The 14815-nt window shown below is 71.6% G+C and carries 14 protein-coding genes; 7 read left to right on the forward strand and 7 right to left on the reverse strand.

The genetic code is table 11. The features are described 5' to 3' along the window. Positions 1-222: 222 nt before the first annotated feature. Positions 223-1110, reverse strand: a complete 888-nt coding sequence (gene rpoH / locus AC6H2I_RS05725) for an RNA polymerase sigma factor RpoH (RefSeq protein ID WP_497499619.1) — start codon at positions 1108-1110, stop codon at positions 223-225. Positions 1111-1678: 568 nt separating this feature from the next. Here rpoH and AC6H2I_RS05730 point away from each other — a divergent pair. Next, the gene (locus AC6H2I_RS05730; protein ID WP_497499620.1) at positions 1679-2200 is read left to right on the forward strand and encodes a GNAT family N-acetyltransferase; all 522 of its coding nucleotides are present in this window, start codon (positions 1679-1681) and stop codon (positions 2198-2200) included. Positions 2201-2309: 109 nt separating this feature from the next. On the opposite strand, the gene AC6H2I_RS05735 is transcribed toward AC6H2I_RS05730, so the two are convergent. From AC6H2I_RS05735 to AC6H2I_RS05750, 4 genes are all read right to left on the reverse strand, one after another. After that, a complete protein-coding gene (locus AC6H2I_RS05735) occupies positions 2310-2723 on the reverse strand; it encodes a Ros/MucR family transcriptional regulator (RefSeq protein ID WP_497499621.1) in 414 nt (137 codons plus the stop codon). Between the two features lie 28 nt (positions 2724-2751). Then, positions 2752-3027 carry an HU family DNA-binding protein gene (locus tag AC6H2I_RS05740; RefSeq protein ID WP_497499622.1) on the reverse strand — a complete coding sequence of 92 codons (276 nt, stop codon included), beginning with the start codon at positions 3025-3027 and terminating at the stop codon, positions 2752-2754. Positions 3028-3255: 228 nt separating this feature from the next. After that, the gene (locus AC6H2I_RS05745) at positions 3256-3756 is read right to left on the reverse strand and encodes a hypothetical protein (RefSeq protein WP_497499623.1); all 501 of its coding nucleotides are present in this window, start codon (positions 3754-3756) and stop codon (positions 3256-3258) included. Between the two features lie 35 nt (positions 3757-3791). Further along, the gene (locus AC6H2I_RS05750) at positions 3792-5747 is read right to left on the reverse strand and encodes an acetoacetate--CoA ligase (RefSeq protein ID WP_497499624.1); all 1956 of its coding nucleotides are present in this window, start codon (positions 5745-5747) and stop codon (positions 3792-3794) included. Between the two features lie 211 nt (positions 5748-5958). Between AC6H2I_RS05750 and AC6H2I_RS05755 the strand changes: the two genes are divergently transcribed. The 4 genes from AC6H2I_RS05755 to AC6H2I_RS05770 all read left to right on the forward strand — a co-directional run bounded on the left by AC6H2I_RS05755 (position 5959) and on the right by AC6H2I_RS05770 (position 10887). Next, positions 5959-7071: a polysaccharide pyruvyl transferase family protein gene (locus tag AC6H2I_RS05755; RefSeq protein ID WP_497499625.1), complete on the forward strand. Its 1113-nt coding sequence runs from the start codon at positions 5959-5961 to the stop codon at positions 7069-7071. Between the two features lie 35 nt (positions 7072-7106). Further along, complete coding sequence (locus AC6H2I_RS05760; RefSeq protein WP_497499626.1) at positions 7107-8543, forward strand: FAD-dependent oxidoreductase; 1437 nt, start codon at positions 7107-7109, stop codon at positions 8541-8543. Between the two features lie 141 nt (positions 8544-8684). After that, positions 8685-9530: a DUF1194 domain-containing protein gene (locus tag AC6H2I_RS05765; RefSeq protein ID WP_497499627.1), complete on the forward strand. Its 846-nt coding sequence runs from the start codon at positions 8685-8687 to the stop codon at positions 9528-9530. Positions 9531-9714: 184 nt separating this feature from the next. Then, entirely contained in the window at positions 9715-10887 is a 1173-nt protein-coding gene (locus tag AC6H2I_RS05770) for a glutathionylspermidine synthase family protein (protein WP_497499628.1), read from the forward strand. Between the two features lie 40 nt (positions 10888-10927). On the opposite strand, the gene AC6H2I_RS05775 is transcribed toward AC6H2I_RS05770, so the two are convergent. After that, positions 10928-12235 carry a methyl-accepting chemotaxis protein gene (locus AC6H2I_RS05775; RefSeq protein WP_497499629.1) on the reverse strand — a complete coding sequence of 436 codons (1308 nt, stop codon included), beginning with the start codon at positions 12233-12235 and terminating at the stop codon, positions 10928-10930. Between the two features lie 282 nt (positions 12236-12517). On the opposite strand from AC6H2I_RS05775, the gene AC6H2I_RS05780 reads away from it, so the two are divergent. Beyond that, a complete protein-coding gene (locus AC6H2I_RS05780) occupies positions 12518-12853 on the forward strand; it encodes a hypothetical protein (RefSeq protein ID WP_497499630.1) in 336 nt (111 codons plus the stop codon). 72 nt (positions 12854-12925) lie between these two features. On the opposite strand, the gene AC6H2I_RS05785 is transcribed toward AC6H2I_RS05780, so the two are convergent. After that, positions 12926-14320: an aminotransferase-like domain-containing protein gene (locus AC6H2I_RS05785; RefSeq protein ID WP_497499631.1), complete on the reverse strand. Its 1395-nt coding sequence runs from the start codon at positions 14318-14320 to the stop codon at positions 12926-12928. Positions 14321-14568: 248 nt separating this feature from the next. On the opposite strand from AC6H2I_RS05785, the gene AC6H2I_RS05790 reads away from it, so the two are divergent. Continuing rightward, a complete protein-coding gene (locus tag AC6H2I_RS05790; RefSeq protein WP_497499632.1) occupies positions 14569-14814 on the forward strand; it encodes a DUF1127 domain-containing protein in 246 nt (81 codons plus the stop codon). Position 14815 lies beyond the last annotated feature (1 nt).

A 14815-nucleotide genomic window follows, 5' to 3' on the forward strand; every position in this document is an offset into this window, starting at 1 on the left:
CCGCTCGCCGATGCCGCGCCGGGAGGGTGCGGGTGTGCCCCTTGCGGTCACGGCCACGGCTTGAGCTGCGGGTTTGGGCCGCGGGTTTGGGCCGCGGGTTTGGGCTGTGTGGGGCAGGGCCGCCGTCCGTGTCCGGCCGGCGCGCGGGCAAAGGAAAGGCCGGCGCCGCGGGAACGGCTGCCGGCCTGAAGGTCGATGACGGGGCTGGAGAGGGGCGGGGCGTTAGGCGGCGACGTGGGTCGGGCGGCGCAGGGCCTGGGCGGCGCTCAGCACCGCCTTCTGCAGCTTTTCGAAGGCGCGCACCTCGATCTGCCGGACCCGCTCGCGCGACACGGAGAACTGCTGGCTCAGCGCCTCCAGGGTGGAGGGGTCGTCCCGCAGCCGGCGCTCGAACAGGATGCGCCGCTCCCGGTCGTCCAGGCGCTCCAGCGCCTGTCCCACCAGGCGGCGGCGCAGCGCCATCTCGTCGGCGTCGGCGATCAGGGTTTCCTGGCTCGGCCGGTCGTCCGCCAGCAGGTCCAACCAGTTGGTCTCGCCGTCGGCGCTCAAGGTGGCGTCGAGGGAGCTGTCGGAGGAGGCGAGGCGCCGGTTCATCTCCACCACCTCGTTCTCCGGCACGCCCAGCTCGGTGGCGATGGCGGTGACGGTGGCCGGAGAGAGGTCGCCCTGCTCCAACTCCGCCAGCCGGCTCTTGAGGCGGCGCAAGTTGAAGAACAGCTTCTTCTGGGCCGCCGTGGTGCCCATCTTCACCAGCGACCAGGAATGCAGGATGTACTCCTGGATCGCCGCGCGGATCCACCAGGTGGCATAGGTCGCGAAACGGAAGCCACGCTCCGGGTCGAATTTCTGCGCCGCCTGCATCAGGCCGACGTTGCCCTCCGCGACCAGGTCGACCAGCGGCAGGCCGTAGCCGGCGAAGCCGCGGGCGATCTTGATGACCAGGCGGAGGTGGCTGCCCACCAGGTGTTCGAGCGCGACGACGTCGCCGCGAACCCGCCAGCCGACCGCCAGCCCGTGCTCGACGTCCGGCGCGAGGATCGGGTAGCGCTTGGACTCTTCGACGTAGCGGGACAGGCTGGCGTTTTCACCGACCAGAAGTTTCTTGAGCACTCCGATGCCTCCTCTTTCCAGCCCTGCAGGTCCGGGGACCTTCGCTGTTGGCCGTTCATCGATTGCAACAATCATCGCTCAGTACTGCCGCCGTTCTCGACGGTTGTTGTTGTGCGAATTTACGAAATTGTGCGCGTTGTGTCCCCTAGACGTCCCCAATGTGACCCGCACTCGAAAGGAACGCAACCCTGTAAACGGGAGTGTAGAAGCGTTTTTTGGCGTATATCCGTGACAAAGTGTCGAAGACGAAGACCTCCAGGTGAGGTGATGCATTGTATCACCTCAACTAAACAGCAGCTCTGACCTTCGGCAGAGGTCGGGCGCCGATCTTTACTTTTGGAAGGTGGTGGGGACGGGGACCCGGACGTTCGCGCCGCCGGCCGGCGGGAGGAGCACTCCGGCGGGTGGCGTGCAATCACCGGAGTGGTGCGGCGGGAACCGGCCGGGCATATGGGGGGCGGCGCGGGGGGTGCAAAGGGGAAAAGCGCTTCGCACCACCTATGGCCATGTTAGGCTGTCGGACCTATTCCGTGTCGTCGGCGCCGGGGTGCGCCGTTCAGGAACCACCATGCGCATTCGTGACAGCCAGCCCGACGATCTCGACGTCATCCAGGCGATCTACGCACACCACGTCCTCACCGGCATCGCCTCCTTTGAAGAGGTGCCACCCGACGTGGCGGAGATGGCACGCCGGCGCGCCGACGTGCTGGGCCGCGGGCTGCCGTACGTGGTGGCCGAGCACGACGGCGTGGTGGTGGGGTACGCCTATGCCGGCCCCTACCGCCCGCGCGCGGCGTACCGGCACACGGTGGAGGATTCCATCTATGTGGCCCATGACCGGACCGGGCTCGGCGCCGGCTCCGCCCTGCTGGGATCCATCGTGGAGCGCTGCACCGCGGCGGGGTGCCGGCAAATGCTGGCGGTGATCGGCGACAGCGGCAACGCGGCGTCGATCGCCTTGCACCGCCGCCACGGCTTCGAGCACGCCGGGCTGCTGCGCGCCGTCGGCTGGAAGTTCGGCCGCTGGATCGACAGCGTCGTCATGCAGCGGCCGCTCGGCTCCGGCGACTCCCTCCCGGGCAATCCCTGAGCCCGGCCGCAGCCCCGTCCCGGCAACGCGGGTGCCCGAAACGCCGGCGGGCGCACCCCCGGCAAGGGGTGCGCCCGCGCGACCGGACCGCCGGACGGGGAGGGGCGGGTCAGTCCTGCACCACCTTCTTGCGGCCGAGGCCGAGGCGGGTGGCCATTTCCGACCGGGCCTTGGCGTAGTTGGGGGCCACCATCGGGTACTCCGGAGGCAGGCTCCACTTGGCCCGGTAGTCGTCGGGGGACATGTCGTAGACGGTCTTGAGGTGGCGCTTCAGCATCTTCAGCTTCTTGCCGTCCTCGAGACACACGATGAAGTCGGGGGTCACCGACTTCTTGATGGGCACCGCCGGCGCCTGCTCGGTCTTGGCCGGCGCGCTGCGATCCTCGCCGAGGCCGCGGAAGGCCGCCTGGACGCTCCCGATCAACGACGGCAGCTCGCTGACCGCCACCGCGTTGTTGCCGACGTAGGCGGCGACAACCTTGGCCGTGAGCGCCTGCAGCTCGCTGGGATCGATCATGGACATGGGAGTTCTCCGCTTCTGCCGGTGGGGATCAGTCGTTGACGGCGTCGCGGAGCTGCTTGGCCGGCTTGAACTTCGGGGCCTTGGACGCGGCGATCTGGACGACCTCCCCGGTGCGCGGGTTGCGGCCCTCGCGGGCGGCGCGCTCGGCCACCTCGAAGATGCCGAAACCGGCCAGGCGCACCTCCTCGCCCCGGCCGAGGGCGCCGCTGATGCCCTCGAAGACGGTCTGCACGACCTTCGCGGCTTCCGTCTTCTTGATACCGGCGGTGGTCGCGACCGTTTCGATCAGCTCGGCCTGATTCATGAAAGCACTCCCTCAAATGCAATTGGCATGCGGATTTCGCTGTTCTTGACAGAAGGATACCAGCAGCACAAGAGGCAAGCGTGATCAAGCAACTGGAAATTTACTGGCGAATCGGTCTTCTTTGGTCACGTGTGGCGCGGATGCATCAAGGATTGCGGCGTGGCGTCGCGGTTTGGCGGTGCTGCGGCGCAATAGGACCAGTCGAGGTGCGCATCTGTGCTGCCGGCGTCACAGCATGGCGGGCGAATCGGTTATCCCGCCCGCCACTCGGAAGCCGATCGCCGCGAGGGCGGCGATGGAGGAGCGCGCGCCGGTGTGCAGGATGAAGGTTCCGCCGGCCGCCTCCCATCCCGCGCGGCTGGCCGCGCGGTCGTCGACCAGCACCGCGCCGGGGCGGGCGTGGCGCGGCTTGTCCCGGGTCAGGCAGGTGATCACCGGCACGTCGGCGCCCAGCATGCGGGCCACCCAGCGCCGTTTCTGGGCGGACGCCCAGCATCCCAGCGGCAGGCCGGTGAGGATGGTCGGACGATGCGGCGCGCAGTAGGCCCAGAGGTCCTGCGCGTCGTGCATGAAGGCCAGGGTCTCGAAGAACGCGGGGTGGCGCGCCAGGGCGCGCCACATCGCCGCTTTCGTCAGACGGTCGGGCGCGTGGCCGGTGACCGCACGCACCCCGTGGTCGAAATCGGCCAGCACCCCGTCGAGGTCGAGGAACAGCGCCCGCCCGGCCATTCCCGCCCGGCCAGTGCCGGCCTCCGGGATCGGCCTCAGGAATCGGCCAGTTCGTCGCGGTCGCGGAACTGGTCGAGGGATTGCGGGTTGGCCAGCGCTTCCGTGTTCTTGATGGCGCGGCCGTGCACCATGTCGCGCACCGCCAGTTCGGTGATCTTGCCGGACCGGGTGCGCGGGATGTCGGTGACCTGCACGATCTTCGCCGGCACGTGGCGCGGCGAACAGCTGGCCCGGACCCGCTGGCGGATGCGGTCCTGCAGCCCCTGGTCGAGCGCCAGTCCCTCGCGCAGCACCACGAACAGCACGACGCGCACGTCGCCGTCCCACTCCTGGCCGATGCACACGGCCTCCATGACCTCGTCGAACTGCTCCACCTGGCGGTAGATCTCGGCGGTGCCGATGCGCACCCCGCCGGGGTTCAGCACCGCGTCGGAGCGGCCGTAGATCACCCAGCCGCCGTGGCGCGTCTGCTCGATGAAGTCGCCGTGGGTCCACACGTTGGCAAACCGCGCGAAGTAGGCGGCGTGGTACTTGGCGCCGTCCGGGTCGTCCCAGAAGCCGACGGGCATGCACGGGAAGGGGCGCGTGCACACCAGCTCCCCCTTCTCGCCCCGCAGGGGGTGTCCGTCGTCGGAGTAGGCTTCCACCGCCATGCCGAGGCCGCGCGTCTGGATCTCGCCCTTCCACACCGGGGCGATCGGGTTGCCGAGCACGAAGCAGGAGACGATGTCGGTGCCGCCGGAGATCGAGGCGAGGTGAAGGTCGCGCTTGATGGCGCGGTAGACGTAGTCGAAGTTTTCCGGCATCAGCGGCGACCCGGTGGAGGTCAGCGCCCGCAGGCTGTCCAGGCGGTGGGTGCGGGCCGGTTCCAGCCCCCCCTTCTCCAGGGACTGGATGTATTTGGCCGAGGTGCCGAACAGCGTCATGCCCTCGGCGTCGGCGTAGTCGAAGAGGATGTTGCCGTCCGGGGCGAAGGGCGAGCCGTCGTAGAGCAGAAGGGTGGCGCCGCTGGCCAGCCCGGTCATCAGCCAGTTCCACATCATCCAGCCGCAGGTGGTGAAGTAGAACAGGCGGTCGCCGGGCTTCACGTCGCAGTGCAGCCGGTGCTCCTTGACGTGCTGCAGCAGGGTGCCGCCGGCGCCGTGCACGATGCACTTGGGCTTGCCCGTGGTTCCGGAGGAGTACAGGACGAACTGCGGGTGGTCGAACGGCACCGGCACGAAGGTCGGGGCGGCCGCGGCGTGGGCGTGGGTGAAGGCGTGGTAGCCGACGCCGCCGCGGATGCCCGACAGGTCGGGGTCCGCCTCCACATAGGGCACGACCACCGTGTGGGTGACCGTCGGCAGGCTCTCCAGCACCTCGCGCAGCTTGGCGCGGACGTCGTGGGCCTTGCCGTTGTACCAGTAGGCGTCGGGGGCGAACAGCACCGTCGGCTCGATCTGGCCGAAGCGGTCGACCACGCCCTGCACGCCGAAATCGGGGGAACAGGACGACCAGGTGGCGCCCAGGCTGGCGGTCGCCAGCATCGCGGCCAGCGTTTCCGGCATGTTGGGCATGTACGCGGCGACCCGGTCGCCGACGCCGACCCCGGCCGCGGCCAGCGCCTGCTGCAGGCGCGACACCTCGGCCGCCAGCTCGGCGCCGGTCCAGCGCCGCTTCACCTTGTCCTCGCCCCAGAACACCACGGCGTCGCCGGCCGGCGCCCCGGCGAGGACCGCCTGGGCGTAGTTCAGCCGCGCGTCGGGGAACCAGCGGGCGCCGGGCATGCGGTCGCCGTCGACCAGCGTGGTCGGGCCGGGTTCGCCGGCGACGCCGGCCCACTCCCACAGCAGGCGCCAGAAATCCTCCTTGCACGCCACCGACCAGTCCCACAGGGCGTCGTAGTCCGTGAGGGCGAGGCCGAAGCGCGCGTTGGCGGCCGTGCGGAACGCCTCCAGGTTCGACGCCGCGATGCGCTCGTCCGACGGTTGCCACAAGGGGGTCTCGACCATGTCCATCCTCTCGCGCGCGTGTTTTTTCGTTGGGGTCCGGATCACTTGTAGACCAATCCGTTGCCGGGGGGAACCGACCACCGCGGCGGTCGCGGCGGGTTTGTTGTGCGCTGCCGCAGGGTGCGCGGAACCTTCGCCGGGGCCCGGGGTTTTGCCCCTTTGGGGCGGGCGCGTCCCGCTCGAGGGGGCGGCGCAACGGAGGGGGACAGCTATGGCGGTCATCGGCATTTCCGGGTCCTATGGCGGACTCAACCTCGGCGACGAGGCGATCCTCACCGCGGCGATCGAGCAGTTGCGGGCCACCGTGCCGGGGGTCGAGATCGTGGTGTTCTCGCGCGACGCCGAGCACACCAGGCGCAACCACGCGGTGGACCGGGTGGTCAACCCCCGCGACGCCATGCGCGACGAGATCGCGCCCGAGGTCGAGCGCCTCGACCTGCTGCTGCTGGGCGGCGGCGGCATCCTCTACGACGCGGAGGCGCACACCTATCTGCGCGAGGCGGTGATCGCCCAGCAGAAGGGTGTCCCCACCTACACCTTCGCCATCGGCGTCGGCCCGCTGAAGGGGCAGATGGAGCGCAACGCCGTGCGCGACGGCATGAACCGCATGGCCGGCATCACCGTCCGCGAGGCCTCGGCCAGGCACCTGCTGGAGGAGATCGGGGTCGAGGTGCCGGTGGTGGTGACCGCCGACCCGGCCCTTCTGCTGACCGCCGAGCCGTTCACCGGCGCCATGCTGGCCGAGGCCGGGGTGCCGCGCGACCGGCCGCTGGTCGGCATGTCCGTGCGCGAGCAGGGGGTGGCGGCGCCCGACCTGTCGGAGGCGGCCTACCACCAGCTTCTGGCCGAGGCCGCCGACTACATCGTGGAGCGGTTCGACGCCACGGTGGTGTTCGTTCCGATGGAGCGTGCGGACGTGCGCGAATCCCACCGGGTGATGGGCCGCATGGTGCGGGCCGAGCAGGCCAGCCTGCTGCCCTACAGCTACACGCCCCGCCAGGTCATGGGGCTGATGCAGCATCTCGACCTGGTGGTGGGCATGAGGTTGCATTTCATGATCTTCGCCGCGGTCGCGGGCACCCCGTTCATCTCGCTGCCCTACGCCTCCAAGGTGTCGGACTTCCTGGTGTCGCTGGGCGTCCAGCCGCGGCCGCTGTCGACCACGGCCGGCACCTTCCTGGCCGACCTCGACCGCCTGTGGGACCACCGCGACCAGCAGAGGGCGCTGCTGCGCGCGCGCGTGCCGGGGCTGCAGGAGCGCGCCCGCTGCACCGCGGCGCTGGCGTGCCGCGGCGTCCTCGCCCGCGACGCCCAGGTCGCTTGACTGTTGCATGGCTTCGGCCACGAAGGAGAGACGACGTGCCTGTTCTGTCCTGCCCGCCCGACGCCGACCGCGTCACCCTGCCGCCGCGCCAGGCGGTGCGCGCCGGCCGGTGCGAGGTGCTGGTGGTGGGGGGCGGCCCGGCCGGGCTCGGCGCTGCGCTCGGCGCCGCCCAGGCCGGCGCCGACACGGTGCTGGTGGAGCGCTACGGCTTTCTCGGCGGCAACGCGACGGCTGCGCTGGTGATGCCGTGGATGTCCTTCTACACCCAGAAGGGCTCGGTCGCCGACACCGTCAACGCCAACCTGATGCCCAACGACCACCCCCCCGGCGAGGCGGTGGTGGGCGGCGCGCTGGCGACCATCCTGGAGCGGCTGTACGCCAACCATGGCGGCATCCCGCCATCGATGGACACGGGCTTCACCGTGCCCTTCGACCCGGAGGTGCTCAAGCACACCCTCCAGCAGGTGATCGACGCCGCCGGGGTCAGGGTGCTGCTGCACGCCTTCGCCTCCGGCGTGCTGCTGGACGGCGACCGGCCCCGCGGGGTGATCTTCGAAACCAAGTCGGGGCCGGTGGTGATCGAGGCGGACACCATCGTCGACGCCACCGGCGACGGCGACGTCGCCGCCCAGGCCGGCTGCGACTACGCCGTCGGCCGCGAGGAGGATGGCCTGACCCAGCCGATGACCCTGATGTTCCGGCTGGCCCGCTTCCAGCGCCCGGCGTTCTTCGAGTACGTGCGGGCCAACCCGGGGCAATGGCGCGGCGTTCACGGCCTGTGGGATCTGGTGGCCCGGGCCGCGGCGGCCGGCGACCTCGACCTGCCGCGCGAGGACATCCTGTTCTTCGCCACCACCCAGGAGGGCGAGGTCGCGCTGAACTCCACCCGCGTCACCGGCGTGCTGGGCACCAGCGTGTGGGACCTCACCCGGGCGGAATGGGAAAGCCGGCAGCAGATGGCGCAGATCGTCGCGTTCATGCAGAAATACGTGCCCGGGTTTTCCGACAGCTACGTCTGCCAGAGCGGCGTCGCCGTGGGCGTGCGCGAGACGCGGCGGGTCGCCGGGGAGTACACGATGACGGTGGAGGACGTGCTGGACGCGCGCAAGTTCGAGGACGCGGTGGCCCGCGGCACCTACCCGGTCGACATCCACAACCCCAAGGGCCGGGGGACCGTCCTGCGCCGGGTCAAGCCGGGGGAGTGGTACGAGATCCCCATGCGGTCCCTGGTGCCCCGGGGGGTGGAGGGGCTGCTGGTGGCGGGACGCTGCATTTCGGGCACCCACGAGGCCCACTCGTCCTACCGGGTGACGCCCACCTGCGTGGCGACCGGCCAGGCGGCCGGGGTGTGCGGCGCGCTCGCCGCCCGCACCGGCCGGCCGGCACGCGGCGTGCCGGTGGGGCTGATCCAGCGCGAACTGCTGCGCCAGGGCGCCCTGCTGCGCCCGCCCCGTGATCAGGCGGCGGAGTAGAGTAGGGTCCGGCGGCGGAGCAAGGGCCCGGCGGCGGAGCAAGGGAGCGTGGCGGCCACCGCCGGCAGCGCGTAGGATGGCCGATCGCAACGCCCGGTGCGCCGCCCGCGAGGACGTGCCACCGCCCGTCCGGAGGCGTCCATGCCCAGTCCCGCATACCGGCCCGCGCCGTGTCTCGCCACCGCGGCCCTGGCCGGTGCCATTGCCGTGGCCTTGGCGCTGCCGGCGCGTCCGGCGGCCGCCGTCGATCTGGCGATCGTTCTGCTGACCGACGTGTCCCGCAGCATGGACGAGGACGAGTTCGCCATGGTCAAGGAGGGCTACCGCTCCGCCTTCCGCGACCCGGACGTCGTCGCCGCCCTGGCCAGCCACCCCGGTGGCGTCGCCGCCGCCTATGTGGAGTTCTCCGGCGCCGGCGAGGTCGCGACGGTGGCCGGGTGGAGTGTGCTCCGCGACACCGAGTCGGCCCGTGCGTTCGGCGACGCGGTGGCCGCCGCCCAGCGCTCCAGCGCCGGCAACACGGCGATGGCCGGCGCCCTGCGGCACGCCACCCGCCTGCTGACCGACGGCGGCTTCGGCCGGGCGCGCATGGTCATCGACATCGCCAGCGACCACGAGAGCGACGGGGGGCGGAGCGCCGGCGCGCGCGACGCGGCGGTCGCCGCGGGGATCACCATCAACGCCCTGCCGATCGTCGACGACCGGCCGCGCGGCACGTTCGACGGCCGCATCACCTATGCCGGGCCGGTGTGGGGTCTGGGCGGCCCGCTCGACTTCTACCGCCGCGACGTCATCGGCGGCGCCGGCAGCTTCCTCATCGGCGCCCGCGGCGTCGCCGCCTTCGGCGAGGCGCTGCAGCGCAAGCTCCTGCTCGAGCTGCTGTCCGGTCGGACGGAGCGGCTGGCGATGGCGGCCCCGCAGGCCGGGGCGCGGGAGCCGGTCCCGGGGCCGATCCTTCGGCCGGGCCGGCTTGCCGGAACGGAATAGGCCACCATTCCCCTTGTGCCGGCCCGGCCGGGTGGGAATGATGCCGGCCGCTTCCGTGACCCGCCCGAAAGGATCGTCCGTGCGCCCGTCCAACGCCCGCCATCCGGTCGCCGCCAAGGCGGTGCGCGTGCGGCCCTCCGCCGGCCGCGGCGCCGCCTAGCCGGGACGGGGGACGACACCGATCATGCGCCGTGTTCCCGTGATGCCGCGCGCCAACTGGCGCCCGGGGCTGGTCCGCTATCCCTTCGGCATGGCCGCGGTCGGGGCCGGCGCCCTGTGGCGCGAGGACGTGCGCTACGAGTTTACGGCCCAGCAGATCGATCTGATCGAAAGCGTCGCCGACGAACTGCACGGCATGCTGCGCGACACGGTCCGCCGGGTGGTGCTGGAGCGGCGGCTGAACGAGATGGGCATCCGCGGCGAGGCGGCGCGCCTGGTGGAATCCGGGTGGTCCGACTATTGGCGCCAGGGCGGCGTGGACGAGCGTGCCGGCGGTCTGGTCGGCCGGCTGACGCTGGCCTACGACGGCCGGGACTCCTTGAAGCTGCTGGGCTGCAACTACGACGTGCCCGACGGGTTGTTCGCCGCCGCCATCATCCAGCGCAACTGGCGCGAGGCCCAGGCGGCCGACGCCGACCAGTTCAACAGCCTGCACGAGGGCCTGGTGGAGCGCTGGGAGGAGCTGGCGGCCGATGGCGGGCCGGCCCGCCTCGGCGTGCACGTGGCCTGCGCCACGCCCGACGGCGTCCGCGAGGGGGAGGCGGCCTACCTGGCGGCGACCGCGGCGGAAGCGGGGCTGCCGGCGCGGGTCGTGCCGTTGCAGAGCGTGGCGTGGGACGGCGGACGGTTCCGCAGCGCCGACGGCGAGGCCATCGCCTGCCTGCACAAGGTCCACCCCTGGGAGGAACTGGCCGCCGCCGCCGCCGCCGCCAACCTTCGTGCCTGCGGCATGACGGTGCTGGAGCCGGCGTGGCGCTGGCCGTTTTCCAACCACGCCGTGGCCGCGCTGATGTGGGACCGCTACCCGGGCCATCCGAACCTGTGCCGGGCGACGCTGGACGAGGCCGGCCTGCCCGGCGGCGAGGCGCTGACGGTGCGGTCCTTCTTCGGCCTGGACCGTCCCACCGAGCGGCTCACGGTCGCCGGCGGAGCCGTCTCCGACAGCGGCCCCCTGGTCACCGAGCCGGGGGGCTGGCTGTGGATGGAAACCCCGCCGCTGTTCCAGCAGGACGGCGTTCACGCGGTGATCCACGCGTGGATCGTCGGCGACAAGTGCCTGGGGATGAGCGTCCGCGAGGGCGCCGACCCGCGGGTGGGGGCCGACGCCGCGGTGGTGCCGCACCTGTTCCGGCCCTAAGCGGGTTTTCCGACCTCCGCCCACACGCCGGCGGGCGGGATCAGGCGCGCCGCACGATGGTGAGGAAGCTCGACACCTCGCGGCCCAGCTTCTGCGATTCGCCCATCAGATCGCGGGCCGCCGACAGCAGCTCCTCGGCGCTCGACCCCGTTTCCCGTGCCTGGCGGTCGACGCCGCCGATGCTGCCGGTGACGGAGCGGGTGCCGGCCGAGGCCTGCTGCACGTTGCGGGCGATCTCCGAGGTCGCCGCGCCCTGCTGCTCCACCGCGGCGGCCACCGTCGTGGTGATCTCGCTGATGCGGCGGATGGTGTCGACGATGGTGGTGATGGCCCCCACCGCACGCTGGGTCTCACCCTGGATCGACCCGACCTGGCTCTGGATGTCCTCGGTCGCCTTGGCGGTCTGGTTGGCGAGGTTCTTGACCTCCTGGGCGACCACCGCGAAGCCCTTGCCGGCCTCGCCGGCGCGCGCCGCCTCGATCGTGGCGTTGAGCGCCAGCAGGTTGGTCTGGCTGGCGATGTCGTTGATCAGGTTCACCACCTCGCCGATCCGGTTGGCGGCGTCGGCCAGCCCCTGCACCGTGGCGTTGGTGGTCTTCGCCTCGTCGACGGCGCGGTCGGCGACCTGGGTCGCCTCACCGACGTGGCGGCTGATCTCGCCGATCGAGGCGGACAGCTGCTCGGCGGCGGCGGCGACCGTCTCGACGTTGGCGGAGGCCTGCTGGGACGCGGCGGACACGGCGATCACCGCCGACTGGGTCTCCTCGGCGTTGCGCGACAGGCGCTCCGCGTTGCCCTGCATGCGCGACGCCGACGACGACACCGCCTGGACGACGACGTCGATCTTGCCGGCGAAGTCCTGGGTCGCCCGGTCGATGTCGGTGCGCCGGCGCGCGTGTTCGGCCTCGCCGTCGCGCTGCCGGCGTCCGGCCTCTTCGCCCTCCTTGAGCGCGCTGCGGAACCCGGCGACCGCGCGGGCCATGACGCCGATCTCGTCACCGCGGTCGGTGTCCTGGACGGTGGCGGTGAAGTCCTTGCGGCTCAGCGCCGCCATCACCTCGGCCAACCGGTGCAGCGAGGCCATCTGCCCCTTCACGTAGAAGTAGGTGGCGACGCAGACCACCAGGCCGACCACCAGGGACACGATGGCGATGCGCCATTCCAGGGTGACGGCGAGGGAGTCGAACTCGGTCGCCGGCATGCCGGCGTCCAGGGTCGCCTGGCGCATCTCCGAGGTCAGGAAATGGATCGCGCCGATCAGGATGGCGATGCAGCTCGCAATTGTACCGACGATGTTGAGAACGACCAGCTTCTGCGTGAAACCGAGGCGACTCGAAACGGTTTCCATGGAGTGCTCCCGCTGTGATGGGCTCGGCCACGACTGGCTGCGCATCGGTAACAAAGGTTCCGGCCATTTTACGAAATGTTTCGCGGCGCCGCAATCTGATGTTGCGGCGCAACGCGCAGGGCAGGCAGCACGGTGTGGTGCGGCACCTCCGGGACGGCTGGCCCGCGTCCCCGTCGCGGCGGACCGCCGATGCGGCGGCGGGCCGCGGGCCGGCTTGGAATAGAATCGCGCACCCGGTGTTTGTTGGCGGTGCAGCATCCCTTCCGGACACCGGCGTCACCCATGGTCCTCATCACCGCCATCACCGCCCAGCATCGCCCCCGCCGCGCGCCGCGCGCCGCGGTGCTGGCCCTCTGCCTCGCCGCCGGCACGCTCGGCGCCTGCAACCTGGACGGCGACACCGCCGCGGCCGGTGGCGCGGTGCACCCGGTGTCGGCGCTGCGCTACGCGGCGCGCAGCAACGCCGACCACCCGGCCTGGGGCGACCCACGCTGGAGCATGCAGTACGCCCACAACGGGCGGTGCGACGATCCCCGTTACCGCACCTCCAACGGCGGGCTCGCCGAGCCCGGCAGCGACGAGCACGACTGCGTCCGCCTCGGCGACGGGCGGCGCTGACCGCCGCCTCGGCGACGGGCGGCGCTGACCGCCGCCTCGGTGACGGGCGGCGCTGACCGCCGCCGCCGCCGGTCACACGATCGACAGCGCCGCCGAGGCGGGAACCGCCAGGGCCTCGCCGATGGCCCGCAGCCCGCGCGCCGCGTCGTCGCGGTGGCGGGGCATGCACAGGCCGATGCGGACGGCGTGCACCGTGCCGTTGCGTCCCACCGCGAAGGTGTCCGCGCCGGTCAGGCGCACGCCGCGCCGGGTGGTTTCGGCGAGGAAGTCGTCCTGGCGCCACGGCTCCGGCAGCGTCAGCCACAGATGCTGCGAACCGCGGTGCCCGCACAGCAGCGGGGCGGGAAGGAGGGACCGGGCGAGCGTCTGCCGGGCCGCGGTCTCGACCCGCTGGCGCTCGGCGAAGCGGTCGGCCTGGCCGTCCTGGATCCACCGCGTCGCCACCTCGCTGGGCAGCGGCGGCGCGCAGTAGTGAAGCGACCGCACGACCGATTCCATGCGCGGCATGAGGCCGGGCGGCACCACCAGGTGGCCGACCCGCAGCCCGGCCGCCAGGCTCTTGGACAGGCTGGTGATGTAGACCGTGATGTCCGGGGCGATGGTCTGCACCGGGCGGACGCCGGGGACCAGGAAACCGAACACGTCGTCCTCGATGATGATGACGTCGTGGCGGCGGGCGATGGCGGCGATCTCCTCGCGCCGCGCCGCCGGCATCACCGACGCCGTCGGGTTCTGCAAGGTCGGCACGAGGTAGAGCAGCTTGGGGGCGAGGCGGCGGCAGGCGGCGTCGAAGGCGTCGGGGACCAGCCCGTCGTCGTCGATGGCCACCGGCTCCAGATGCAGGCCGAAGGTGGCGGCGACGGCCTTGGTGCCGTAGTTGGTCAGCCGCTCGGCCAGCACCACGTCGCCGTTGCGGGTGAGGGCGGCGAGGGCCACGGCCAGGGCGTTCTGGGCGCCGGGGGTGATGATGAGGCTTTCCGGTGCGATCTCGACGCCGTGCTGGCGGGCCAGCCACCGCGCCGCCGCCGCCCGGTGGTGCGGCAGCCCGGCGTGGGGCACGTACTCCAACAAGCGCCCCAAGCCGTCGGTGGAGGCCCCGATGGCCTGCAGGGTCGCGGCCAGAGCGGCGGCGCCGTCCGGCAGGAACGGGGTGACCGCCGTCATGTCGACGGCGGAGGTCTCGGTCGGAAGGTGCCAGTTCAACGGGTCGGCGTGGGCGCTGGAGGGGTCCTGGACGAAGGTGCCGCGGCCGACCTCGCCGCCCAGCAGCCCCCGCTTCTCCGCCTCGGCGTAGGACCGCGTGATGGTCCCCACGGTGACGCCCAGCCGGAAGGCGAGTTCGCGGTGGGTGGGCAGCCGGGTTCCCGGGGTGAGCCGCCCGGCGGCGATGTCCTCGGCCAGCGCGTCGGCGATGGCGCGGTAGCGCGGGCCGGGGCGCCCGGCGATCTCGGGGTGCCAATTTGTCATGGTGACAATATGGCGGGATTCGCGGGATCGACGCAAGAGGGGCGTGATTGTCACTGTTTTGCATGGCTGGGCTGGGTGTGGCGCATTGCGTGGAGAAAACGCCTGAAACCAAGGGTGTTGCCGCAAAAACACATCCTAGGTCGGGAATGTACTGGTGACAATTCGACGGTTGACGGGCCTGATTGTGTTGCCATACTCCGCATTGTCTCCGTCTGGTTGAGACGCCCGCGCTGACAATGGAGGGTCCCATGCGCACCAACGAAGCCGCCCGCACGACCGGTCCGTCCCCGTCGCTCCTCGCGGCCTCCGTTCGCGTCGTGGGTGCCCTGACCGTCCGCCCGCTGCTGTGGGCGCTGGAGCGGGCGATGGCGGCCAACGAGCGGTGGCGCCAGCGGCAGGCGCTGATGCGGCTGGACGACCATCTTCTGAAGGACATCGGCATCACCCGTGCCGAAGCGGAAGGGGAGGCCGGCAAGCCGGCCTGGCGGGAGTGAG

The sequence above is a fragment of the Azospirillum sp. NS33 genome (genome assembly GCF_059703765.1).